The sequence below is a fragment of the Flavobacterium rhamnosi genome, from assembly GCF_048286515.1.
Classification (GTDB): Bacteria; Bacteroidota; Bacteroidia; order Flavobacteriales; family Flavobacteriaceae; genus Flavobacterium.
Genome location: NZ_JBLVPS010000004.1, coordinates 33,645 through 58,484, shown reverse-complemented (window position 1 = coordinate 58,484; position 24,840 = coordinate 33,645). Strand labels below are relative to the sequence as shown.

26 protein-coding genes and 2 tRNA genes are annotated in these 24,840 nt (G+C 33.5%); 22 read left to right on the top strand and 6 right to left on the bottom strand.

Annotation, left to right across the window (positions count from 1 at the left end):
* Positions 1–58 precede the first annotated feature (58 nt).
* Positions 59–131: transfer RNA gene (locus ACNQGN_RS04575), tRNA-Gly, on the top strand.
* Between the two features lie 45 nt (positions 132–176).
* Positions 177–249, top strand: a tRNA-Gly gene (locus ACNQGN_RS04570).
* Between the two features lie 54 nt (positions 250–303).
* On the opposite strand, the gene pepE is transcribed toward ACNQGN_RS04570, so the two are convergent.
* Positions 304–1,011: a dipeptidase PepE gene (gene pepE, locus ACNQGN_RS04565; RefSeq protein ID WP_417986672.1), complete on the bottom strand. Its 708-nt coding sequence runs from the start codon at positions 1,009–1,011 to the stop codon at positions 304–306.
* 168 nt (positions 1,012–1,179) lie between these two features.
* On the opposite strand from pepE, the gene ACNQGN_RS04560 reads away from it, so the two are divergent.
* The 7 genes from ACNQGN_RS04560 to ACNQGN_RS04530 all read left to right on the top strand — a co-directional run bounded on the left by ACNQGN_RS04560 (position 1,180) and on the right by ACNQGN_RS04530 (position 7,339).
* Positions 1,180–1,947, top strand: coding sequence for a hypothetical protein (locus tag ACNQGN_RS04560; protein ID WP_417986671.1), 768 nt, complete (start codon positions 1,180–1,182; stop codon positions 1,945–1,947).
* The gene (locus ACNQGN_RS04555; RefSeq protein WP_417986670.1) at positions 1,934–2,662 is read left to right on the top strand and encodes a hypothetical protein; all 729 of its coding nucleotides are present in this window, start codon (positions 1,934–1,936) and stop codon (positions 2,660–2,662) included. The genes ACNQGN_RS04560 and ACNQGN_RS04555 overlap by 14 nt, the downstream gene beginning before the upstream one ends.
* Positions 2,652–3,404, top strand: coding sequence for a peptidase associated/transthyretin-like domain-containing protein (locus ACNQGN_RS04550; protein WP_417986669.1), 753 nt, complete (start codon positions 2,652–2,654; stop codon positions 3,402–3,404). The genes ACNQGN_RS04555 and ACNQGN_RS04550 overlap by 11 nt, the downstream gene beginning before the upstream one ends.
* Positions 3,401–3,904, top strand: a complete 504-nt coding sequence (locus ACNQGN_RS04545) for a DUF6702 family protein (protein ID WP_417986668.1) — start codon at positions 3,401–3,403, stop codon at positions 3,902–3,904. Before ACNQGN_RS04550 ends, ACNQGN_RS04545 begins: the two co-directional genes overlap by 4 nt.
* A gap of 65 nt (positions 3,905–3,969) precedes the next feature.
* Complete coding sequence (locus tag ACNQGN_RS04540) at positions 3,970–6,213, top strand: M1 family metallopeptidase (protein WP_417986667.1); 2,244 nt, start codon at positions 3,970–3,972, stop codon at positions 6,211–6,213.
* A gap of 110 nt (positions 6,214–6,323) precedes the next feature.
* A complete protein-coding gene (locus ACNQGN_RS04535; RefSeq protein ID WP_417986666.1) occupies positions 6,324–6,767 on the top strand; it encodes a Sec-independent protein translocase subunit TatA/TatB in 444 nt (147 codons plus the stop codon).
* Positions 6,767–7,339 carry a phosphatase PAP2 family protein gene (locus tag ACNQGN_RS04530; RefSeq protein ID WP_417986665.1) on the top strand — a complete coding sequence of 191 codons (573 nt, stop codon included), beginning with the start codon at positions 6,767–6,769 and terminating at the stop codon, positions 7,337–7,339. The genes ACNQGN_RS04535 and ACNQGN_RS04530 overlap by 1 nt, the downstream gene beginning before the upstream one ends.
* A gap of 92 nt (positions 7,340–7,431) precedes the next feature.
* Here ACNQGN_RS04530 and ACNQGN_RS04525 read toward each other — a convergent pair whose 3' ends face one another.
* A complete protein-coding gene (locus tag ACNQGN_RS04525) occupies positions 7,432–8,073 on the bottom strand; it encodes an O-methyltransferase (protein ID WP_417986664.1) in 642 nt (213 codons plus the stop codon).
* An 81-nt stretch (positions 8,074–8,154) separates the two neighbouring features.
* Here ACNQGN_RS04525 and rlmN point away from each other — a divergent pair, with 81 nt between their 5' ends.
* From rlmN to dnaG, 6 genes are all read left to right on the top strand, one after another.
* Positions 8,155–9,198, top strand: a complete 1,044-nt coding sequence (rlmN, locus tag ACNQGN_RS04520) for a dual-specificity RNA methyltransferase RlmN (RefSeq protein ID WP_417986663.1) — start codon at positions 8,155–8,157, stop codon at positions 9,196–9,198.
* Between the two features lie 83 nt (positions 9,199–9,281).
* Positions 9,282–10,259 carry a polyprenyl synthetase family protein gene (locus ACNQGN_RS04515; protein WP_417986662.1) on the top strand — a complete coding sequence of 326 codons (978 nt, stop codon included), beginning with the start codon at positions 9,282–9,284 and terminating at the stop codon, positions 10,257–10,259.
* 149 nt (positions 10,260–10,408) lie between these two features.
* Positions 10,409–10,969, top strand: coding sequence for an RNA polymerase sigma factor (locus tag ACNQGN_RS04510; protein WP_417986661.1), 561 nt, complete (start codon positions 10,409–10,411; stop codon positions 10,967–10,969).
* Entirely contained in the window at positions 10,956–11,648 is a 693-nt protein-coding gene (locus ACNQGN_RS04505) for a hypothetical protein (protein ID WP_417986660.1), read from the top strand. Before ACNQGN_RS04510 ends, ACNQGN_RS04505 begins: the two co-directional genes overlap by 14 nt.
* A gap of 37 nt (positions 11,649–11,685) precedes the next feature.
* Complete coding sequence (locus ACNQGN_RS04500) at positions 11,686–12,726, top strand: ATP synthase subunit B family protein (RefSeq protein WP_417986659.1); 1,041 nt, start codon at positions 11,686–11,688, stop codon at positions 12,724–12,726.
* 132 nt (positions 12,727–12,858) lie between these two features.
* Positions 12,859–14,835: a DNA primase gene (gene dnaG, locus ACNQGN_RS04495; protein ID WP_417986658.1), complete on the top strand. Its 1,977-nt coding sequence runs from the start codon at positions 12,859–12,861 to the stop codon at positions 14,833–14,835.
* On the opposite strand, the gene ACNQGN_RS04490 is transcribed toward dnaG, so the two are convergent.
* The gene (locus ACNQGN_RS04490; RefSeq protein WP_039108911.1) at positions 14,832–15,461 is read right to left on the bottom strand and encodes a response regulator transcription factor; all 630 of its coding nucleotides are present in this window, start codon (positions 15,459–15,461) and stop codon (positions 14,832–14,834) included. The two genes, dnaG and ACNQGN_RS04490, sit on opposite strands and share 4 nt — an antisense overlap.
* A 113-nt stretch (positions 15,462–15,574) precedes the next feature.
* Positions 15,575–16,366, bottom strand: coding sequence for an NAD(+) synthase (nadE, locus tag ACNQGN_RS04485; protein ID WP_417986657.1), 792 nt, complete (start codon positions 16,364–16,366; stop codon positions 15,575–15,577).
* A 100-nt stretch (positions 16,367–16,466) separates the two neighbouring features.
* On the opposite strand from nadE, the gene gldB reads away from it, so the two are divergent.
* Together gldB and gldC are read left to right on the top strand one after the other, a co-directional pair.
* Entirely contained in the window at positions 16,467–17,423 is a 957-nt protein-coding gene (gene gldB / locus ACNQGN_RS04480) for a gliding motility lipoprotein GldB (protein ID WP_417986656.1), read from the top strand.
* Positions 17,423–17,758: a gliding motility protein GldC gene (gene gldC, locus ACNQGN_RS04475; RefSeq protein WP_143388319.1), complete on the top strand. Its 336-nt coding sequence runs from the start codon at positions 17,423–17,425 to the stop codon at positions 17,756–17,758. Before gldB ends, gldC begins: the two co-directional genes overlap by 1 nt.
* A gap of 105 nt (positions 17,759–17,863) precedes the next feature.
* Here the strand turns inward: gldC and yihA are convergent, their stop codons facing one another.
* The gene (gene yihA / locus ACNQGN_RS04470) at positions 17,864–18,484 is read right to left on the bottom strand and encodes a ribosome biogenesis GTP-binding protein YihA/YsxC (protein ID WP_143388318.1); all 621 of its coding nucleotides are present in this window, start codon (positions 18,482–18,484) and stop codon (positions 17,864–17,866) included.
* Positions 18,485–18,516: 32 nt separating this feature from the next.
* Positions 18,517–19,290, bottom strand: a complete 774-nt coding sequence (locus ACNQGN_RS04465; RefSeq protein ID WP_417986655.1) for an alpha/beta fold hydrolase — start codon at positions 19,288–19,290, stop codon at positions 18,517–18,519.
* 379 nt (positions 19,291–19,669) lie between these two features.
* Here ACNQGN_RS04465 and mraZ point away from each other — a divergent pair, with 379 nt between their 5' ends.
* Genes mraZ through ACNQGN_RS04440 form a run of 5 tightly spaced genes read left to right on the top strand, consistent with a single transcriptional unit; the run spans position 19,670 to position 24,840 of the window.
* Positions 19,670–20,143 carry a division/cell wall cluster transcriptional repressor MraZ gene (gene mraZ / locus ACNQGN_RS04460; RefSeq protein ID WP_417986654.1) on the top strand — a complete coding sequence of 158 codons (474 nt, stop codon included), beginning with the start codon at positions 19,670–19,672 and terminating at the stop codon, positions 20,141–20,143.
* Complete coding sequence (rsmH, locus tag ACNQGN_RS04455) at positions 20,118–21,026, top strand: 16S rRNA (cytosine(1402)-N(4))-methyltransferase RsmH (RefSeq protein ID WP_417986653.1); 909 nt, start codon at positions 20,118–20,120, stop codon at positions 21,024–21,026. The genes mraZ and rsmH overlap by 26 nt, the downstream gene beginning before the upstream one ends.
* Before the next feature lie 12 nt (positions 21,027–21,038).
* Positions 21,039–21,386, top strand: a complete 348-nt coding sequence (locus tag ACNQGN_RS04450) for an FtsL-like putative cell division protein (RefSeq protein WP_417986652.1) — start codon at positions 21,039–21,041, stop codon at positions 21,384–21,386.
* Complete coding sequence (locus tag ACNQGN_RS04445) at positions 21,377–23,380, top strand: penicillin-binding protein (protein ID WP_417986651.1); 2,004 nt, start codon at positions 21,377–21,379, stop codon at positions 23,378–23,380. The genes ACNQGN_RS04450 and ACNQGN_RS04445 overlap by 10 nt, the downstream gene beginning before the upstream one ends.
* Complete coding sequence (locus ACNQGN_RS04440; RefSeq protein WP_417986650.1) at positions 23,377–24,840, top strand: UDP-N-acetylmuramoyl-L-alanyl-D-glutamate--2,6-diaminopimelate ligase; 1,464 nt, start codon at positions 23,377–23,379, stop codon at positions 24,838–24,840. The genes ACNQGN_RS04445 and ACNQGN_RS04440 overlap by 4 nt, the downstream gene beginning before the upstream one ends.

Below are 24,840 nucleotides of genomic sequence, written 5' to 3'. Positions count from 1 at the left end.
TAAGAAAAAAAACTTGCATTGAAACAAACTTATTAATTATATTTGCACTGTTGTTAATGCGAAAGTAGCTCAGTTGGTAGAGCTCCAGCCTTCCAAGCTGGTTGTCGCGAGTTCGAGCCTCGTCTTTCGCTCTAAGCCTCAAATTTGATTTGAGGTTTTTTATTTAAAATTTTAATGCGAAAGTAGCTCAGTTGGTAGAGCTCCAGCCTTCCAAGCTGGTTGTCGCGAGTTCGAGCCTCGTCTTTCGCTCTTCAAAGCCGAAACGTAATTGTTTCGGCTTTTTTATTCTTAGTCCTTTCAGAATTATTTTATAAAACTCAAATCAGCTCCGCTTTCTAATTCTTCAGGATCTTGATTTTGTCTAAAAAGTCTAGCCGATAAGTTTCCTCTTAACGTTATGTTTTCGCCTTTTACCTCTAGCCAGCTGCCTTCTCGTAATCCTAAAACTGGAATGGCATTAAAAGAATGAAATTCCTTTATTCTTGTTTCGCGGGTTTCTCCCATGTGTTTTGATTGTTCATCGGTATCCAAATAATGCGGATTCAGATTAAAAGGAATTAAGCCTAAAGTTTGAAAGCTCGGCGGGTAAATAATCGGCATGTCGTTCGTGGTTTGCATAGTCAGCCCACAAATATTACTTCCGGCACTTGTTCCTAAATAAGGAGTTCCATTCTTAACGGTATCGGCAAGAACTTTCATTATTTTGTTTTTATACAATTGTGAAACCAGTAAAAAAGTATTACCCCCTCCTGTAAAAATACCTTCTGCATTTTGGATTGCTTCAGCTGCGTCCTTAAATTCGTGAATTCCTCTCACTTTTTTATTTATTTTGGCAAAAGCCAAAGCAACTTTTGAAGTATACTCTTCGTGTGAAATGGCACCTGAACGCGCATAAGGAATAAAAAGTATTGTTTTGCAATTTAAAAAATGCAAGCTTAATTTGGGTAGTAAATACTCTAAATAGTCCCCGCCATGAAGGATAGATGTACTGGCGATAAGTATGTTTTTCATTGTGATTTCTTGTAAAGATAGTTAGGGTTAAAGATATAAAATTGTGTTTTTTTATAGTATGATTCCGGTTTTTAATTAACATATTTTTACCAAGTCTTTAGTACTTAATTTTGAAGAGAGTAAGATACTTTTACAGTTGACCCGTAATAGAAATTTGATTGTCATCGGATGAGTAGAGTTGTGTGCATTTTTTTTATTTTAATTGCTTCAAAGTCTTTTGCGCAGGAATCTGTTCCTGTTATATTGGAAGGGAAAGTAAGTGCAGATATGTCAAATTTGGAAGGAATTTATGTAATAAATTTAAAAACTGAAAAAGCTGCAGTTACTGAAAAATCCGGTTATTTTTCGATACCGGCTGTTGCGGGAGACACACTTATGTTTGCTGCAGCGCAATTTAAAGCAGTTCGCATTGTTTTGGCTCAAAAATATTTTGAAAATGATTTTCTTTTTGTCAAAATGGAGCCAGTAATGAATCAATTAAAAGAAGTTATCGTTAGAAGGGGATTTGATAATATTAATGCAGTTGCGCTTGGAATAATTCCAAAAGGACAAAAATCCTATACGGTTGCAGAACGTAAATTACATACTGCAACGGACCTTAATGCGTCTGCAAGCTTGTCAGGGATGGCTGGAGGTTCGATTTCAGCAGATCCATTACTCAATTTTTTTTCCGGTAGGACGGGTATGCTCAAAAAACAACTTGAAGTGGAAAAAAAAGAGTCTTACTTGAAGCAATTAGACAGACTCTTTGATATTGACCATTTTGTGAATAAATTAAAAATCCCTTCTGAATATGTAAAAGGATTCGAATATTTTGCTGTCGAAAATACTAAATTTACAAAAATTTTGGATTCAAAAAATAGAACAACAATTGAATTTTTATTGGGCGAGTTGGCCACAAAATATAACGAAATCATTGCCTGTGAAACTAAATAGTACACTACTGCTTGTTTTATTTTTCATAACGACTATTTCTTTTGGTCAGGCTATTTTTGAAAAAGAAATTAATGGAAAAATCAGTGCTGATACCATCGCTGTTGAAGGAATAAAAATAGTCAATTCATCTACTGAAAAAATAACTGTGACAGATAGAAATGGATTCTTTTCACTATTGGCAAAAGAAGGGGATGTTTTCGTTTTTTCTGCTGTAAATCTTGTAACTTTACATAGAAGAATAAGTAAGGAGGATTTGATAAAAGATGTTCTTAAGATTCAAATGTCCCCAAAGAGCATTGTGCTGAAAGAGGTTGTTGTTAATGAAAATTCGCAAATAACAGCCGAGAATTTGGGGATTATTCCATACGGTCAAAAAAAATATACCCCAGCGGAAAGGAAATTATATACCGCAACTTCTGGTGGCGGTATAGATGGTTTACTTAATGCGATTTCGGGCCGTAAGGCGATGCTTAAAAAAGAAATAGCGGTTGAGAATAAAGAACAGTCATTGAGTCGACTTGCGCCGCTTTTTGAGGATAAATATTACACAGAAACCTTAAAAATCACTGTTGATTATATCAAAGATTTTCAATATTATTGTGTTGATGATGCCAGTTTTACTGCGGCATTGAAATCTAAAAATAAAACATTAATAATGTTTTTAATTGTTGGACTGTCTGAAAATTATACTAAAATCATTGCAAATGAAAAATAAAATCATAATACTGGTTTTGTGTTTATGTTGTCAATTTTGTTTTAGTCAATTGACAAGGAAAACACTCTATGGTCAAGTAATAAATGATTCGATTAGGTTAGAAAATGGGATCGTTTTTAATGTTAATTCTAGGACAGGAACCGTTATAAATCAGCAAGGGTTTTTCAGTATTTTGGCCAAAGTCAAAGACACATTGGTTTTTTCTGGCTTAACTTTTAAATCAAAAAAAATAGTTCTTACTCAAAAAGAAATTTCGACTCCACTATTAAGGATAAAACTGGATGCATTTATCAATTTGTTGCCGGAAGTGGTGGTTTATGGTGATAAAAAATTAAATCCGATTTCAGGAAATTCTCAAAAATATGTCGATATGCAATATTTTGATGATGAGAAGTCTTCTCCAAAAAATAGAACGATGCCATCTGATGGAACTATTGAAAGTGGAATGAATTTTGTAAGGATATATAAAGATGTATTAAAAGCTTTGAGGAAAAACAATCCTGAAAGAACAGATTTTACAAGTGAAAAAAGCTTTACGGAATTGGTAATGAAAAAAGTTAGTTACTCATTTTTCACACATACATTAAATCTGAATGATGATGAAATTGGTCTTTTTCTTATTTTTTGTGAGAATGATTCCAAGTCAAAAATAGTCAAGCGGTCTGACAATGAATTTCAAGTAATGGATTTCCTTATTACAAAAAACAAGGAATTTAAAAGAATAACTACTTTTGAAAAATGAAAAAAACAATCTTATATGCTTTTATTGGGGTTTTGTTCCTTAGTTTAACCGCTTTCAGCGCCCATAAATTTTACATGGGGATATATCAGGTAAATTATGTTTCTGAAAAGAAAATGCTCCAAATTACTTCTCGTATTTTTATTGATGATTTGAATAATGCGTTGGAAAAAAAGTACCATAAAAAAGTGTATTTAGGCACCGAAAAGGAATCTCCTGAAGAAACAATTTTATTAAAAAAGTATTTCTTGGAGAAATTCTCTGTAAAGGTAAACGGTCAATCCAAGGCCATAAATTTTTTAAGCAAAGAGCTCGACGGTGATATCCTTATTTGTTATTGCAATGTAAAGGAAATCACCAAAATTAATACGCTTGAAATTTTCAATACCGTTTTGATTGATTGGAACATCGAACAGCAAAATATTACCCATGTTACTGTATTGGGAGAGAAAAAAAGTTTACTGTTTACAGATTCTAATAAAGGCGAAATGTTAAAATACTAATAAAATGCAGGTAATTTGTTAAAAATTATTATTTTCACACGCTTAAATAATTTCCCTTCTTTAACATGAAAAAAATCACACTATTATTTATTTTTCCAGTAATTCTATTTGCTCAAGAAAAAATCACCACAATAACCCCGAAACAATCAGGAAAGCTTGATACTAATAAGTTTAGTCAAATGTATGACTTATTGGCTACGCCTAATATGTTTCGTACCGCTTCCGGAGCACCAGGGCCAGCATATTATCAGCAACAGGCTGACTATAAAATAGACGTGGAACTGGACGATAAAAACGCCAAATTAAGCGGCTCTGAAATAGTAACGTATTATAATAATTCTCCAGATAGTTTGGAGTATTTATGGGTACAGTTAGATCAAAATCAAGCGGCTAAAAACTCAGAATCCCCTCTAGTTGAAAGCGAAAAGATAGAGCAAGTATTGCCAGCAGATAAATTTGCAAAAGAATATCTGAAGCAGGGGCTTGATCGTGGGTTTAATATAGAATATGTAAAAGATGCAAAAGGAAATCCCTTATCTTATACTGTAAATCAAACCATGATGCGAATTAATTTAGTAACTCCTATTAAACCTGGAGAGAAATTTATATTTTCTACCAAATGGTGGTACAATATTAATAACTACATGCAAGACGGCGGTCGTTCTGGTTATGAACCATTCGAAAAAGAAGGTAATAGATTGTATGTAATTGCTCAGTTCTATCCTAGAATGGCAGTTTATAATGATGTAGAAGGATGGCAAAACATGCAATTTTGGGGAGGTGGGGAGTTTGCTTTGCCTTTTGGAAATTTTGATGTAAATATTACGGTTCCTGCCGATCACGTTATGGATGCAACAGGAGAATTGATGAACAGAAGTGAAGTGTTTACACCTGCCCAGGTAAAAAGATACGAATTGGCACAAAAAACATTTGATAAACCGATTGTTATTGTTACCCAAGCTGAGGCTGAAGCCAATGAAAAAGGATTTTCTGATAAGAAAAAAACATGGAAATTTAGCGCTAAAAACGTAAGAGATTTCGGTATAGCCACTTCAAGAAAGTTTATTTATGATGCGATGGCGGTACAGTTAAGTAGTAAAGTTGTAATGGCTGAGTCGCTTTATCCTAAAGAAGCAAACCCACTTTGGGGGGAAACTTCAACACAAATGGTAGCGCATACCTTGAGAAGTTATTCTTCTCATACTTTTGACTATCCTTATCCAAAAGCTGTATCGGTATCTGCAGAAGATCAAGGGATGGAATATCCTATGATTTGTTGGAATTTTGGTCGCCCTGATGCAAATGGCGTGACTAGTGAACAAGTGAAAAATGGAATGATAGGGGTGGTGATCCATGAGGTAGGACATAACTTTTTTCCAATGATTGTTAATTCTGATGAACGTCAATGGACCTGGATGGATGAGGGATTGAACTCTTTTATGGAATTTATGGCAGAACAGGAATTAGGGACTAATTTTCCTTCAAGACGTGGGCCGGCAAAAAACATTGTTCCTTATATGAGCGGAGATCAAAAGTTTCTGGAGCCTATTATGTCAAATTCGGAGAGTATTATTCAGTTTGGGAATAATGCCTATGGAAAACCAGCTACAGGTTTAAATATTCTTAGAGAAACCATCATGGGAAGAGAATTATTTGATCATGCTTTTAAGGTGTATGCGAACAGGTGGAAATTCAAACACCCTACACCTGAAGATTTCTTTAGAACTATGGAAGATGCTTCGGCAGTAGATTTAGATTGGTTTTTCAGAGGCTGGTTTTATTCAACTGATTTTGTTGATATTGGTATAAATGAAGTGAAACAATATTATGTTTCTGAAACTCCTACGGCAGCATTGAAAGATGCTAAGATTAGAAAAGGCCGTTTTGGAATGGATAAAGGTCCGTTCGTGTATTTAATTTCAGAGAATAGCGCAGAATTAAAAAATTCGGATAAGAAATCTTTAGAAATTGGTCAAGTAAAATTGCTTTCGGAATATGTAGACCAAAAACTTACCGCTGAAGAAAAAGCAACGATGAAGACGCCTAAATATTTTTATGAAGTAGAGTTCAACAAACCGGGAGGAATGCTGATGCCAATTATTGTTGAAATTACTTATGAGGATAATAGTACAGAAACGTTCAAGTATCCAGCTCAAATCTGGAGAAAAAACAATGAGACTGCCAAAAAAGTATATGCAACTGAAAAAGCTATAAAAAAGATTCAAATTGACCCAAAATTAGAAACGGCTGATATAGATGTTACTAATAATTCCTGGCCAAAATCAGAAATTAAATCGAAATTTGACTAATTAAGAACGTTATTAAAGAGGCTTCAATCGGCCTCTTTTTTTTTATGAAAAAATTAAAATACTGAGATTCAAAAATTGATATCTTTGTATTCAAGAAAAATCTAAAAAATATGTTTGGTATAGGAGGAGGCGAATTAATTTTTATAATGTTTATTGTACTCATGCTTTTTGGTTCGGATAAAGTGCCAGAGATAGCACGTACAATGGGAAAGGCGATGGCGCAGATAAAAAACGCTACCAACGATATAAAAAGCGAAATTCAAAAAGGAGCTGAAGCCAATGGTTTTGATACAAACTCATTGAGCGATATAAGAGGTAGTATTACATCTGAAATCAATAAAGCAAAAGATAATCTGTTAGGCGATACTTCAGCATTTAGCGATATGGCGGGAAATATTACCTCAGAAATAAACAAGGCGAAAGAGAATCTACTCGGGGATGCAACAACAGAAATAGAAAAAGCAAAAGATAGTCTATTAGGGGATGTAGCAGAAATAGAAAAAGTAAAAGAAGAAATTGACGATAGTACTGGTCCTATAAAACGCCAGATGTAATGTTGGAAAAAATACTTTCTCTTGATACCCGTTTATTTATTTATCTGAACAGTTTGGGATCCGAAACTTTTGATGGATTATGGCTATTCATTACCAGGCAAAGTAATTGGATTCCTTTATTTTTACTGTTAGCATACTTGCTTTATAAAAAAATGGGCGCAAAACAAACCTTGTATTTGCTTTTGTTTATTGCAGTCTTGGTAACAGTTACAGATCAAACGACCAATTTGTTTAAAAATGGATTTCAAAGGTTGCGACCGTGTAATAATCCAGAAATAAATTCATTTATCCGAGTTGTACAGTTTCGTAATTCCTATAGTTTTTTCTCGGGACATGCTGCGAATTCGATGGCCGTAGCTACTTTTTTATATTTCAATTTTAAAAATAAAATCAAATATTTCGGCTTTCTGTTTTTATGGCCTTTAATATTTGCCTACAGCCGGATATATTTAGGTTTGCACTATCCATTGGATATCTTATCAGGTTATTTGTTTGGGTTTACTTTTGGTTTCCTAGTGTTTGAAATTTATAAAGTAACACAATTAAAATATTTTCCGAGAAGAAATAGTTAATAGGTTTTGGAGCTGTTTCCGAATATTTGCATTAGATCAGGTGCCAGTATTAATTTTTTTTTAATAACGTCTAAAACTCTTAAATCGACTCTCTATAGAACCCTACTTACAGTCAATCCATCACGAATAGGTAACAAGACCGTTTCTACTCGTGCATCGTTTGCTAATCGATCATTGTATTCCAATAATATTTTTGTACTCAAATCCTTAGGATTTAACGGTTCCAAAACTTTACCGCTCCACAATACATTATCGGATAGGATAATCCCGCCTTTATTCATTTTTGGTAGAATCAATTCAAAATAATTGAGGTAATTTTCTTTATCGGCATCAATAAAAACTAAATCAAATTTCATGTCAAGAATTGGGATTATATCAGTTGCTTCTCCTAAATGCTGAAATATTTGTTTTCCCCAAGGTGACTTGTCAAAATATTTACGCTGAAAATCAATCAACTCTTCTTTGATGTCAATTGTATGAAGTGTTCCGTTTTCCTGCATTCCTTCACACAAACACAAGGCAGAATAACCCGTGTATGTCCCAATTTCTAGAATGTTTACCGGACGAATCAATTTCGATAACATACTCAAAACACGTCCTTGAAAATGACCGCTTAACATTCTTGGTAATAAAATTTTTTGGTAGGTTTCTTTATTTAAAGCAGCCAGTAAAGCAGGCTCTTTTTCAGAATGTTGCTCGATATAGTCTTCTAATTCTTGGGATATAAAATGCATTTTTAGTTTTTTTTTCAATGGAAGGCAAAGTTATCAAATTATCAAATCAACAAATCAACAAATTGTCATTAAATTTGCACCATGGAAATCGAGAAAAAAGACATACGAGCCTTATCAAAAGAACAATTACGTGATTTTTTTGTGGCTAATGACGACAAAGCCTTTCGCGGAAACCAAGTCTATGAATGGTTATGGAGCAAAGGAGCACACAGTTTTGAGGATATGACCAATGTTTCCAAGGGAACACGAACTATGCTTGAAGCTAACTTTGTTATCAATCATATCAAAGTAGATACGATGCAACGTAGTGAAGACGGAACAGTTAAAAATGCTGTTCGTTTGCATGATGGTTTGGTGGTGGAGTCTGTTTTGATTCCGACTAATACTCGAACAACAGCTTGTGTTTCCAGTCAGGTAGGTTGTAGTTTGGATTGTAATTTTTGCGCTACAGCACGATTAAAAAGAATGCGTAATTTAGAGCCAGCCGAAATTTATGATCAGGTGATTGCTATTGACAAAGAAAGTCGATTGTATTATAATCATCCGTTGTCAAATATCGTTTTCATGGGGATGGGCGAGCCCCTAATGAATTACAATAACGTATTAAAAGCAATCGAAATGATTACTTCTCCGGAAGGTTTGGGAATGTCACCTAAACGGATTATGGTTTCAACCTCGGGAGTTCCTAAAATGATTAAAAAACTAGCGGATGATGATGTGAAATTCAAATTGGCCGTTTCTTTACATTCTGCAATTGATGAAATCCGATCCAGAATCATGCCTTTTAGCGAGAATTTTCCTCTTGCAGATTTACGCGAATCGTTAGAATATTGGTATCGAAAAACAAAAAGTAAAATCTCTTACGAATATGTAGTTTGGAAAGATATTAACGATAATAAAGCTTCGATAGACGCATTGGTGAAATTCTGTAAGTATGTGCCTTGTAAAGTCAATTTGATAGAATACAATCCGATCGATGACGGAGAATTTCAGCAAGCATCAGAAGAATCTATTAATGCTTACATTAAAGCGCTTGAAGCTAGTGGTATTGTTGTGAAGGTGAGACGAAGTCGCGGGAAAGATATTGATGCTGCATGTGGTCAATTAGCCAATAAAGAAGCATAGCGATTCTCTTTTCAGTAAAAAAACTTCAAAAGAATGGAAGCATTTGTAAGATTGTATGCTAAAATTGTATCTTTGAGGTGTAAATGAATATTACCTCACAAATAAAACAGCCCATCTTCAATGAAATGGAACTTTTTGAAAAAAAGTTCTATGAATCGATGACTTCAAAAGTGGCTTTGTTAAACAGAATCACGTACTATATCGTAAACAGAAAGGGAAAGCAAATGCGTCCCATGTTTGTTTTTCTTACCGCCAAAATGGTTTCGGCAGGAATTGTAAATGAGCGAACGTATCGCGGTGCTTGTGTTATCGAACTTATTCATACTGCGACTTTAGTTCACGATGATGTAGTGGATGACAGCAATCAACGAAGAGGTTTTTTTTCCATCAATGCACTTTGGAAAAATAAAATTGCCGTCTTGGTTGGCGATTATTTATTGTCCAAAGGGTTGTTGCTCTCAATTGATAATGGCGATTTTGATTTACTCCGAATCATTTCTGTCGCTGTACGTGAAATGAGTGAAGGCGAATTACTCCAAATTGAAAAAGCACGAAGGCTTGATATCACAGAGGATATTTATTACGAAATCATTAGGAAAAAGACAGCCACACTTATTGCTGCCTGTTGCGCTCTTGGTGCAAGATCAGTTATTGAAGATGAGTTTGAGGTCGAAAACATGCGCAAATTTGGTGAGCTCATAGGAATGGCTTTTCAAATAAAAGATGATTTATTCGATTATACAGATGAAGCCATTGGTAAACCAACGGGGATTGATATTAAAGAACAGAAAATGACTTTACCTCTTATCCATGTTTTGAATACATGTACTTCAAAGGAAAAAAGCTGGCTGATTAACTCCATTAAAAACTACAATAAAGATAAAAAAAGAGTAAAAGAAGTTATTGCTTTTGTGAAAAACAATAATGGTTTACTGTATGCTGAAAAAAAAATGATAGAATTTCAGCAAGAAGCACTTTTTCTTTTGGATAATTACCCCAATTCTGAGTTTAAAGATGCGCTGATTTTGATGGTCAATTATGTTATTGAAAGAAAAAAATAATTTTTTTTTAAAATAATTATCCTCGTAAGCTATTGCTTTTATTGTTTTTTTTTGTTTTTTGAACTATAATTTCAAAAAAATTTCAAATGCTGATGCAACCTTTTTGCATTACTAATCGTCTATGCTAATAGAAACACTTTATAAAGATTTTGAAAGTAATCAACTTATATCAGGAGGAAAATGAATTGATCCGGTTAGCTGTCGAAAGTAATCGGCAGGCACAACAGAAGATTTATACCCGGTTTTCTCCAAAAATGTTAAGTGTTTGCCGTCAATACATAAAAGATATTCATCAGGCCGAAGATATCATGATTACCGCTTTTATGAAGGTGTTTACTAATCTAAAAAATTTCCAGTGCAAAGGAAGTTTCGAAGGTTGGATCAGAAGAATTATGGTAAATGAATGTATCTCTTTTATCAGAGTTCAAAAAAAGATAAAATATGTTGAAGATGAAGACTGTTTTGAAGAAAGTTTTAATAACATAGAAAGTCAGTTTTCAATAGATGATATCCAGTTTTTGATAGACAACTTGCCGGATGGTTATAAAATGGTTTTCAATTTATTTGCCATAGAAGGATATAGACATCATGAAATTGCAAGTATGTTAGAGATTACGGAAGGAACATCAAAATCGCAATTGTCACATGCCAGGAAAATGTTACAAGGACAGATTAGCAAGTTAAAAAATTATGAGAATGGAACGGAATAGACTAGAAGCACAGTTTAAAGAGCAATTGAATTCTCGAGAGATTAAACCATCAGAAATGACTTGGAGTAAATTGGATGCAATGCTTACGGTTGCTGAGAAACCGAAAGTTAAGTTTTCCTGGATGTATATCGCTGCAAGTATACTAGGTTTTCTATTGGTTAGTACAGTTTATTTTAGTCAAAATAACAAGGACATCGGAAAACAGAAAAAAGAGGTTGTTATTCAGAATGCGGTTGCTCCTAAAGCCAATTTAAGTCGTACTAGTGTCAGCAATCTGAAAATGGAGGAAAGAGAAAGTTTAGTTTCTAACGTTGTCCAAAAAACAAAGTCAAAAATAAATAAAACGCATCCGTTAAAAGAAGAATTAGTAATCATTAAAAATAATTCGAATGAAAATCCAGTAGCAGCAGTTTTAATCATTAATCAAAAATCAGAACAAAAATCAATCACATCACAAACGAAAGCTGTTACAGTTGACGAACTACTAACAGCTGTCGGGAATCCTTTGAAAAAGGAAAATCAATTTGGTCGAAAATCGGTTGTACATGTAAATGCTATTAATTTGCTTTCTCAAGTGGATGAAGAATTAGAGCTTTCCTTTCGAGAAAAAGTAATCGAAAAAGTAGGCGAGAATTACCAAACTGTAAAAGTGGCTTTGGCCAACCGCAACTTAGAATAAAAATCATCAATCATCAATCGTCATTAAATCAATCATCATGAGAAATTTTACAATTTACTTGGCACTGTTTTTATGCCTTTATGCAAGCAAAATGCTTGGACAAGAAACATTTGAAAAACGAGCAAAAAACATTGCTTCAAAAATTGAAAATATTACAAAAGAAGAAAAAGCAGCCTTAAAAATAGAAGTTGAAGCAGTTAACAATCAATTAATAAGCGGTGCAATTTCTAGAGACGAAGCGGAGAATAAAAAGAAAATATTGGCAGAAGCCAGAGCAAATAATATAGAATCAAAAGTAGCTGAGGAACAAGAAAACCTGAAAAACTTAGTTCAGGAAAAAGTTGATGGAAAAATTAAAGAGCAAGATTCTACTAGAAAATTTATCATTTCTTTTCATGGAATAAACAGTAAACATGATTGCAAGGATACTATTCAAGGTGAAAAAAGAACAACTTCACAATTTGTTTACGCGATGGGTTTAAATAATTTAGTTACAAAAGGGAACGTTCAGGATTCGGATTATAGATTTCTAGGGTCTCATTTCTACGAATTGGGAGTTTCCTATAACACTAGAATCGCCAAAAACAATAATCTGCTTCATGCTAAATATGGCTTGTCATTGATGTACAATAATCTTCGTCCCACAGACAATAGAAATTTTGTAGTAAGCGATAATCAGACTAATCTTGTTGTTAATCCTGTCGATTTAAATGACTCTCGTTTTAGAAACGTTTATCTCGTAGCGCCCGTCCATTTAGAGTTTGATTTTTCAGGTAAAAAAATGAAAGATGATAAACCGGTATTAAAAACGCACCAGAATTTCCGTTTTGGATTAGGCGGTTACGCAGGAATCAATTTGAAATCAAAGCAAATTATCAAATATGATGAGAATGATCTTAAAACTACACAAAGAAGTAGAGGGGATTTTAATACTACTAATTTTATTTATGGTTTGAGTACATATATTGGTTACAAGGAAACCAGTTTGTATTTAAAGTACGATTTGAATCCTTTGTTTAAAGACAATGCGATAAAGCAAAATAACGTTTCGTTGGGATTGCGTTTCGATTTAAATTAAAATTTTTTTGAGTTAGTTTTGTACTTTGAAAAGTGCTTTGAAAGGAACGCTTTTTTTATTTTAGATTGTGAATTATGAACTTTGATTTATGTATTTTTACAGACTTTTCAATTATTAAATTTTATATCTAACTTGATTTCAAAAGCCACTATAGATACTGTTTTCGAAACTGCTCGTGTTGAGGAGGTTATTGGTGATTTTGTGCTATTGAAACGTGCGGGAAGTAACTTCAAGGGATTGAGTCCTTTTTCTGAAGAGCGTTCTCCATCGTTCATGGTTTCTCCTGTGAAACAAATTTGGAAAGATTTCAGTTCTGGAAAAGGGGGGAATTCTGTTGCTTTCTTAATGGAACACGAACATTTTACGTACCCTGAAGCTATTCGCTATTTAGCTAAGAAATACAATATTGAAATTGAAGAAACGGAGCAAACTGATGAGGAGAAAGCCAATACTGATGTTAGAGAAAGTATGTATTTGGTATCAGAATTTGCAAAAAGTTATTTTCATAATACGCTGTTAAATTCTGAAGAAGGCAAAGCTATAGGGTATTCTTATTTCAAAGAAAGAGGTTTTACAAATGAAACTATTAAAAAATTTGGCTTAGGTTATTCTCCAGAAACATGGGATGCTTTTACAAAAGAAGCTTTAGGAAAAGGATATAAATTAGAATTTCTTGAAAGTACAGGTTTAACAATTCCAAGAGAAGACAGGCCGTTTGACCGTTTTAAAGGTCGTGTCATGTTCCCGATACAGAGTATGTCAGGAAGAGTGCTCGGTTTTGGAGGTCGGATTCTCACTAATGATAAAAAAGCGGCAAAATACCTGAATTCTCCAGAAAGTGATATTTACCATAAAAGTAAAGTTCTATATGGGATTTTTCATGCCAAACAATCAATTGCCAAACTGAATAATTGTTATTTAGTTGAAGGATATACAGATGTGATACAGTTCAATCAAGCTGGAATTGAGAATGTAGTTGCTTCTTCAGGGACTGCTCTGACACCAGATCAAATCCGGTTAATAAATAGATTGACAAAGAATATTACTGTTCTTTTTGATGGAGATGCGGCAGGTTTACGTGCGTCAATCCGAGGGATCGATTTGATTCTTGAGGAAGGAATGAATGTAAAAGTGTGTGCTTTTCCGGATGGAGAGGATCCGGATAGTTTTGCAAAAAAAACATCCTATGATGATTTGGTTTTATATCTTGAAAATAATGCGAAAGATTTCATTCAGTTCAAAGCATCGCTCTTGATGAATGAAGCCAAGCATGATCCTATAAAAAAAGCCGATTTAATTCGGGATATGGTAGTTAGTATTTCTAAAATACCTGATAGAATTCAGAGGGAAATTTACATTCAGGAATGTTCCCGAATCATGGATATTTCGGAGCAAGTTTTAGTTAGTACTTTAGCACAATTAGTTCAAAAAGATGTTTCTGAGGTTGGGAAAACACAAAAACAGGAGCAACAAGCTTTTGAAATTGTGAAAAATGAGAATTCGGTCGAAGCTGAAAAAGTGGATGTACTTTATCGTTTAGAAAGAAAAATTATCGAAATTCTTTTGTTGTACGGAAACAAAACAGAAGAGTTTGAAGATACTTTTTTGAAGACAAATGAGGATGGTGAAATCGAAAATGTTTTAGAAAAAAAGGAATATAAAGTATATCAAAGAATTTATTTGAGTTTACAGGAAGATGAGGTTGAATTGGCGAATCCATTGTTTCGGGATATATTCAATGATTTGATAAATTTCTATCATCAGAATGAAAGTTTTAGCTTAGAGCAATATTTGATGCATTTACAGTCAGATTTTGCGCAAGAAGTAACTGATATTTTGATGGAAGACGAAAGAGTTGTTTTACACAATTGGGAAGGACAGAATATTTTTCCAAAGTCTAAAAATGATACGATAGTTCAGAATGTTTCAGAGACTATTTTAACTTTACGTTGGTATCTAGTGGGTAGAATCATTGAAGAACTAAAAAGCTCTATATTATCAGAAGCGAATTCAGATAACACAGAGCCCATCTCTATGATTATGGATTATAATATGCTAATCCATTCGTTTTCAAAAAAATTAGGAAGAGTAATGTCTCGATATTACTAAACGATTTCTAATGTTTTTGCTTTGTTTACTAAATCTACTAAATTAGTAACGTTTAATTTTGTCAGTAATCTTAATTTGTAAGTACTAATTGTTTTTTCATTGAGTTTTAGAATTTCTGCTATCTCATGATTCTTTTTTCCATCACTTAAATAACGTAAAACTTCTACCTCGCGGTTGGAAAGCTTGCGATACAATCGTTCGCTCTTACTTTGTTTCGCAATTAATGCTAGATTTTTCTTGACGGTTTCATTTATGATTATCTTTCCTTGATGGACTTTGATAATTGAAATTCCCAAAGTTTCTAGCTTTTCTTTCTTGTGAATAAACCCTGAAACCCCCGCTTTTATAGCATTTGGTGCATAAATTTGTTCTGAAAGACCACTGAATATAATAATTTTTGTTTTTGGAAAGTTTTTCAAAACTGATTTCACTTCAAAAATGCTTGAAAGCCCCTCTAATTCCAAATCCAATATTAATACATCAATCTCTTTGGTAAGCAATATATCCCGAACCATCAGAAAATTCCCAACATTGGCAACTATTGAAATTTCAGCATGATCTTTAAAGTAAGATTTTACTCCAAAATGCACTACGGGATAATTGTCGGCTAAACATACTTTAATCATAATTTTAATTTTTTAAGTTTTAAGTGTTGTTTATCTTTTGGGATAGTAAATTTAATAAATAAATTCTGTAATTAATTGAAAATCAATATAAAATATGGTTAATTTTTGTTAATTTATAATAAACAAACTGGTATTGGGTTCATTTTGTGTTTGTTGGTAGTATTTAAACATTTGTAAATTTCAAAAACTATCCTTTCTCTACCGGTAAAATCATTCGCGGTTTTCCCTTTTTCATCGTTATTCATTGCCCATTCCAACTCGTCATAAGTGGCTCCTAATTGATCTTCATCAGTTCTTTCATCACCAAATAATCCATCAGAAGGAGATGCTTTTAAAATAGAATCTGGAACTTCTAAATAAGCCCCTAAACTATAAACTTCAGATTTCATTAAATCAGCGATAGGACTCAGATCTACTCCGCCGTCACCATATTTAGTATAAAATCCAACGCCAAAATCTTCCACTTTATTTCCTGTACCAGCAACCAATAATCCATAAATACCGGCAAAATAGTACAATGTAGTCATTCGTATACGTGCCCGGGTATTGGCTAAGGTTAAGTTTAATTTATGAGTATCAGCATCCTCTGGAACGATTTTTTTGAAGTTTTCAAAAACAGAGGTTAAATCGGCTTCTACACTTGTTACATTCGCAAATCTGTTTTTTAATTGCTCTATATGTTCGCGACCACGAGTGACGTGGCTGTGTGGTTGGTGGATAGGCATCTCAACACACAAAACTTTTAATCCGGTTTGTGCGCAAAGTGTAGATGTTACTGCTGAGTCTACTCCTCCAGAAATCCCAATGACAAATCCATTAACCTTTGCGTTTTCTGCATAAGTTTTTAACCAATTTACTATATGAGTGTTCACTTTTTCAACTTGGATGGTACTTTTTTTAGTCATAATAGTTTACGTTTTAAAAAGCAGGAATGTATATTTGCAAAATCAATTAGTTGCGCATTCGTCTCCTTATATTCTTAGGGCACAAATTTAATTAATAAATATGAAAAAAAATCTGTTTTTTGTAGTCTTTTGTCTCTTTTTTTTGTCCTGCGAAAAAAAAAATAAGGTAGAAAATACTGTTGAAAAAATTCCTTTGGAAGTAAAAGTAGAACGCTTTGACAAAATATTTTTTGAAACTCCTCCAGAGGATTTAGAAGAAGTAAAAAAACAGTTTCCTTTCTTCTTTCCTGCAGGAAATGCTGATGATATTTGGTTGAATAAAATGCAGGATCCCATCTGGAGGGAATTATATACCGAAGTTCAAAAGCAATATGGTAATTTTGAACCTGTTAAAGTAGAATTGGAGTCGCTTTTTAAGCATATTAAATATTATTTTCCTAAAACAAAAACGCCAAAAGTTATTACTATAATCTCCGAAATGGATTATAATAATAAGATTATTTATGCGGATAGTCTGGTGATTATTTCACTTGAATTGTATTTAGGAAAGAATCATAAATTTTATCAATTTCCAAATTATATAAAACAAAATTTTGAGCAAAGACAGATTTTGCCAGATCTAGTTTCTAGTTTTTCATCTCGTAAAATTACTCCCGTTACAGATAAGAATATGATAAGCCAAATGATTTATTTTGGCAAGCAATTATATTTAAAAGACTTACTTTTGCCAAATTATAGTGATGCAGAAAAAATGGGTTACACATCGGAGCAAATTAAATGGTGTGAAGAAAATGAAAGTTATATGTGGCGTTATTTTATTGAAAAAGAAATGCTTTACAGTGATGATCAAAAGTTAATTCCGCGATTTATTAATTCAGCTCCATTTTCTAAATTTTATTTGGAAATTGATAATGAATCGCCAGGTCGGGTTGGTGCCTGGATAGGTTGGCAAATGGTACGATCTTATATGAAAAATAATGAGGTCGCAATAGCTGATTTGTTGAAAACCGACGCTAAAGAAATATTTGTAAAATCAAAATACAAACCTAAAAAGTAATGTCAAATAAAAACACATCCGAAATTAAGTTTCTAATAGAATTAGACGATAACCGTGTTCCTGAAAAATTAATGTGGTCTGCAAAAGACGGCGGTGTAGAGCAGGAAGAGGCTAAAGCTATAATGTTATCTATTTGGGACAGCAAGGCAAAAGAGAGTATGCGAATTGATTTATGGACGAAAGATATGCCGGTAGATGAAATGAAAATTTTCTTTCATCAAACTTTGGTTGCCATGTCTGAAACGTTTAAACGTGCTACAGATGATGAAAAAATGGCTGATACCATGAAAGATTTCTGTGATTATTTTGCGGAAAAATTGGAGTTAACAAAGTAAGTTTTATAGTCAGCTCTTTTTAAATAAGGTTCTTAAATGAAAAATCCCAAAATTGAATAGTGTTAGTTTTGGGATTTTTTATTTAAAAAAGAATATATAGTGTTTCTAAAATTGACTGTTATTCTTGAAAACTTCTTGATTCACTTCATCAATATAACTTAGTAATTCTTCTTTTCCAGTTGATTCAGTAGCAGAGGTAACAAAATAGTGAGGCATTTCGGCCCAGTTATTAGCAAACATTTTCTTTTTGTATGCCGCAATATGAGAATCAATTTTTACTTTACTTATTTTATCCGCTTTTGTGAAAACGATGCAAAAAGGAATTTCGCTTTCACCCATGTAAGACATAAATTCTATATCTATTGTTTGTGCTTCATGACGAATATCAATCAAAACAAAAGCACAAACTAGTTGCTCTCTCGTTTCAAAATAATCAGTAATGAATTCTTGAAAAATTGATTTAGTTTTTTTGGAAACTTTTGCATAACCATATCCTGGTAAATCAACTAAAAACCAATTGCTGTTGATTAAAAAATGATTAATCAACTGTGTTTTTCCTGGTCTTCCAGATGTTTTAGCTAATTTTTTTTGGTTCGTCAGCATGTTAATCAAAGAGGATTTCCCCACATTCGATCGGCCTATAAAAGCATATTCCGGCAAAAAGTCTTTCGGGCATTTGGCTACATCGGAATTACTAATAATAAATTCGGCAGTATTAATTTTCATTTTTTCTAGGTGTAAAATTCTCCTTTTTAAGATTAGTGTACTGCTAAATGAGTATGGGTTAGCCAATCCTCTAACAAACGATTAAACTCGTCAGGATGTTCCATCATGGCAGCATGACCGCATTTATCTATCCAGTATAAAGTTGAATTAGGTAATAATTTATTAAACTCTTCCGCTACATCTGGTGGAGTAACTTTGTCATTTTTTCCCCAAATAATACAAGTTTGAACATGCATTTTTGGTAAATCTTTTGCCATGTTATGACGAATAGCGCTTTTTGCAATCGTCAATGTTTTGATCAGTTTTATTCTGTCATTTACAGATTCGTAAACTTCATCAATAAGTTCTTTAGTAGCCGTTTTTGGGTCATAAAATACATCTTCGGCTTTTTTCTTGATATATTCATAGTCACCTCTTTTTGGGTAACTGTCTCCCATTGCACTTTCATACAATCCAGAACTTCCGGTGATTATAAGTCCTGCGACTTTTTCAGGATACATTTTGGTATGGTACAGCGCGATATGCCCGCCTAATGAATTTCCCAAAAGTATTACTCTTTCTAATCCTTTGAATGTGATGAAGTCTTTAACGTATTTCGCAAAACTTTTTACATTAGTTTTTAAAATGTTCTGAGTATATATAGGTAAATCTGGAATGATTATTTTATATCCTTTTGTAGAAAAGTAACTTGCAACAGCGTCAAAGTTGCTAAGTCCTCCCATAAGTCCATGTAAGATGACAATTGGAGTTCCTTCACCAGCTTCATAATAGCTGTATCTACCTTCTTTTTTATAGTGTTTTTCCATTTTTTTTGAATCCGGATTTTCAATTTTGACAAATATAGGATTTAATAAATAAAAATGAATTTTTACAACAATTTTTAATTGTAAAATTACACGAGTTGATGAGGAAATGTTTCTTTTTTTTCGCTTTTTAAAGATTTAAAATTTAATTATTCCACGCTTATTCGTAGTATTTTAAATTGAAATTTCATTGTATTTGGGCTCCTTTTTTTTATAACATTACCTTTCTTACAAATAAAATAAAAGGAAGCTAACGTTCTGATTGTCTAAAAATTAAGCATTTTTAGTGAAAAGTGGTTAAACTTATTAACAAAGTGGGATATAGTGGTAAATTGTGGTAATATTTTTTATATTTTTGCTCAACATCTTTTAAACTTTTTACTTGGATACAATTATTGGAACATATGAATGTAAAGTTGATGCTAAAGGAAGGTTGCTGTTGCCAGCGCCTTTAAAAAAGCAATTGGCTTCTTCTCTTCAAAACGGTTTTGTTTTGAAGCGTTCCGTTTTTCAGCCTTGTTTGGAGTTGTATCCTATGCAGGAATGGGATTTGATGATGCAAAAAATTAACAAGCTGAATCGATTTGTAAAGAAAAACAATGATTTCATCCGCAGGTTTACAGCAGGTGTTAAAGTGGTTGAAATTGATGCGTTAGGTCGATTATTAGTTCCGAAAGATTTGGTGGTTTTTGCAAGTATTGCTAAGGAGGTTGTGTTCTCATCGGCAGTTAATATTGTTGAGATTTGGGATAAAGATTTATACGAGAAATCAATAAATGGTGAAGATGTTGATTTTGCGGATTTGGCAGAAGAGGTAATGGGAAATATAAATGACGACGACAATGGAATATCATAATCCGGTTTTGCTTCAGGCATCAGTAGATGGTTTAAATATTAAGCCCGACGGCATTTATGTGGATGTAACTTTTGGTGGTGGAGGACATTCAAAAGAAATTTTGAAAAGACTTGGACCAAACGGAAAGTTGTTTGCTTTCGATCAGGATGAAGATGCTTTGGCGAATGCGTTACCAGATGATAGATTTGTTCTTATTAATGAGAATTTCCGTTTTATAAAACGGTTTTTACGTTTTTATGGGGTGAAAAGTGTTGACGGAATTTTAGCGGATTTAGGCGTTTCGTCTCATCAGTTTGATGTTGCTGAAAGAGGTTTTTCTACTCGCTTTGATGCTGAATTGGATATGAGAATGAGTCAAAAAAATGATTTGAATGCTTATCGGGTTGTTAATGAATACGATGAGGCAAATTTAAGAAGAGTGTTTTTGGACTATGGCGAATTAAAAAATGCTCCGGCTATAGCAAGAGTGATTCTTGAAGCAAGAGAAACGGACCCTATTAGAAATACAGAGCAATTGAAAATGGTTTTAGGACGTTTTTTACCGGCTCATAAAAGCCATAAAATTTTGGCGCAAATGTATCAGGCCATCCGAATTGAAGTAAATCAGGAGATGGATGTTTTAAAAGAGTTTTTGGAACAATCATTAGAGATATTAAATCCAGGCGGTAGATTAAGCGTGATTTCTTATCATTCTTTAGAAGATAGGTTAGTGAAAAGATTTATGAAAAATGGAATGTTTGAAGGAGAACCAGAACGTGATTTTTTCGGTAATTTTTCGGTTCCGTTTAAAACAATTGGAAAATTAATTGTTCCAGACCATGCCGAGATAAAAGAAAATAATAGAGCAAGAAGTGCCAAATTAAGAATAGCTGAGAAGATATAATTAGTTATAAAAATGAAAAACGGAGTTTACAGCCTATTAAAAGCTAGATTTCTTATAGATGATGACGCTGTTAAAAATTGGCGGTTTATTGTTTTTGTAATTATTTTGGCGATTGTCATGATTGCTAATACACAACGATTTGAGCAAAAAGTGTTTAAGATTGCCGAATTAACAAACCAAGTTAAAGAGTTGCGTTCGGAATTTGTGGACAGACGTTCGGAACTAATGAAATTAAAAATGGAATCAACTGTTTCTGAAAAAATGATCGAAAAGCAAATTTTTCCATCAACAGTCCCTCCAGTTAAAATCAAGGTTAAAAAAGAAGAAGAAAAAAGCTTTTTCAAAAAAATATGGCAGTAGAAGATAAATACATATCGTACAGAATTTATCTGGTTGCATTCGCTATCTTTTTGATGGCTATTGCGATTGCTGTAAAATTGACAAATATTCAGTGGGTTGAAGGGGACTATTATAGAAAATTGGCGAAAGAAAGAACTGTTAGGAATTTTGTAATTCCGGCCAATAAAGGGAATATTTATTCAGCTGATGGGAGTCTTTTAGCGACTTCTATTCCTAATTATGAAATCCGTTTCGATGCCGTGGCTCCAAAACCGGAAGCATTCGAAAAAAATGTTAAGTCTTTGTCTGACTCATTAGCATTGGTTTTAGGAAAACCATCAAATTTTTTCCAAAACGAATTAAGAAAAGCAAGAGCAAATAAAAATAGATATTATTTGATAGCTCGCAATTTGAGCTACACCCAGTATTTTAAAATTAAAGGTTTTCCATTGTTTAATTTGGGTGCTTACAAAGGAGGAATTATTATTGAACAGGAAACCGTAAGAGAACATCCAATAGGGAAAATTGCAGAGCGTACCGTAGGTTACGAGCGAACTTCTAATGGGGAGTCGCTTGATGGAAAAGGAATCGAATGGGCTTTCAGAAAATATCTAAATGGTAAAGACGGTAAGATTTTAAAACAAAAAATAGCAAAAGGGCAATGGAAGCCGATACGCGATATTAATGAAGTTGATCCTCAAGACGGGTATGATGTAATATCAACTATAGATGTTTATATTCAGGATATAGCACATCATGCTTTACTAAAACAGTTGGAACTTTATCAGGCTGATCATGGTTGCGTGGTCGTTATGGAAACTAAAACCGGTCATGTAAAAGCAATTTCAAATTTAGGAAGAGCGAAAGACGGAACGTATTATGAGACAACAAATTATGCAGTAGCTGAATCTCATGAGCCAGGTTCTACGTATAAATTAGCGGACTTAATGGCGCTTCTTGAAGATAAAAAATTGGACACTAGTGCCGTTTTTGATAGCAAAGGTGGTGTGATTGTTTATTCTGGTAAAAAAGTTCGCGACTCGCATACAGGTGGTTACGGTAAAATTTCTTTAGCAAGAGGTTTTGAGCTTTCGTCTAATACGATTATGGTTCAGGCAGTTTATGATAATTATAAAAATAACCCTTCGCAATTTGTAAATCATCTTAATAATTTTGGATTGAACAAGCCTTTAGGACTTTCAATAAAGGGGGAAGGACGGCCTTATATTCCACAGCCAAGTGATAAAAACTGGTCGAATATTTCGCTTCCCTGGATGGCTTTTGGATATGGAGTTTCTATCACACCAATGCAAACATTGGCATTTTATAATGCTGTAGCTAATAATGGGGAAATGGTTAAACCTCAGTTTGTTTCTGAAATTAAAGAATGGAACAAAACGATCAAAAAATATGAAAAGGAAGTTTTGAATCCAAGAATTTGCTCGAGAGAGACTATATTGAAATTACAAGCAGTTTTAGAGAACGTGGTAAAAAAAGGTACTGGTTCAAAATTGTATTCTAAAGATTTTTCTATGGCGGGAAAGACAGGTACAGCAGCAGTGAATTATGGTAAAGACGGAGGCTCAGGAAAATATTATGCTTCCTCATTTGTAGGATATTTTCCAGCGGACAAACCGATGTATTCCTGTGTAGTAGTAGTACATAAGCCTAGTACTGCGTTAAATAATTACTATGGTGCAGATGTAGCTGGTCCTGTTTTCAAAAGAATTGCACAAAAAATATTTACTGATGCGCCTTCGACAAATGAGATTAAGAATTTAGATAGAAAAATACAAAAACAAGAGATCAATTATGATTCGTATTTTGTTAAATCACAAAAGAAGCAACAGTTAATTCCTAATGTAAAAGGGATGTCAGGTATGGATGCAGTTGCCTTATTGGAGAATTTAGGTATGAGAGTGAAAGCAATTGGAGTTGGAAAAGTAAAAAAGCAATCGCTTGCTGCGGGTCAAAATATTGCTAAAAATTCAATTATACTATTGGAATTATCATGAGTATACTAAAGGACATATTATATAAAGTAGCGATCGAGGCCGTAAAAGGGTCGACGGATATCGCTATAAACAAAATGGATTTTGATTCTAGAAAAATAGAAGCTAATGATGTTTTTGTTGCTATTCGTGGCTCCATCTCTGATGGTCATGATTTTATAGAAAAAGCAGTTCAGCAAGGCGCTGTTGCAGTTGTATGCGACACTTTTCCTGAAACTCTTGAAAAAGGAATTACGTATGTTCAGGTAAAGGATACAAATTCAGCTTTAGCTTTTATGGCGGCAAATTATTTTGGAGACCCTTCTCAAAACTTAAAATTAGTTGGAATTACCGGGACAAATGGTAAAACGACCATTGCTTCTTTGTTGTACCAATTGTTCAAAAAAGCAGGTTTCAAAGTTGGGTTGCTTTCTACAGTAAAAATTTTGGTTGATGATGTTGAATATAAAGCGACACATACTACTCCAGATTCAATTACAGTAAATCATTATCTGAAAGAAATGGTAGGTAGCGGTGTTGAATATTGTTTTATGGAAGTGAGTTCTCATGGAATTCATCAAAAAAGAACCGAAGCATTGCATTTTGTCGGAGGTATTTTTACCAATTTGTCTCACGATCATTTGGATTATCATCCAACGTTTGCAGAATACAGAGATGTAAAGAAATCATTTTTCGATAATTTGCCAAAAACGGCATTTGCATTATCCAATATTGACGATAAAAATGGACAGGTAATGTTGCAGAATACCGCAGCAAAAAAGCGCACGTATGCCTTAAAATCCTATGCAGATTATAAAGCACAAATCCTGGAAAATCAATTATCAGGTTTGTTGCTGAAAATAAACGGAAATGAGGTTTGGGTAAAACTGATAGGCACTTTTAATGCTTATAATTTATTAGCTATTTATGGAACAGCGATTGAATTAGGCCTGGAAAGTCTGGAAGTGCTCCGATTATTATCTGATTTAGAAAGTGTTTCGGGACGTTTTCAGTTTATAGTTTCAAATTCTAATATTACAGCGATTGTTGACTATGCCCATACACCAGATGCATTGGAAAATGTGTTAAAAACGATCAATGACATTCGTACAAAAAACGAGCAATTGATAACGGTTGTCGGTTGTGGTGGGAATAGAGATAAGACCAAACGCCCTATTATGGCTGGGATTGCATCTGATTTGAGTGATAAAGCAATTTTTACTTCCGATAATCCAAGGAATGAAGATCCTGAAAGTATTATTATTGAAATGGAGCGAGGTGTAGCACCTCAGAATTATAAAAAAACACTGACAATAACAGATAGAAAGCAGGCTATAAAAACCGCTTGCCAATTAGCGCAACCAAATGATATTATTTTAATTGCAGGGAAAGGACACGAAACATATCAAGAAATAAATGGTGTCCGTCATGATTTTGACGACATGAAAATGGTTAAAGAAATATTAGAACAACTCCATAAATAG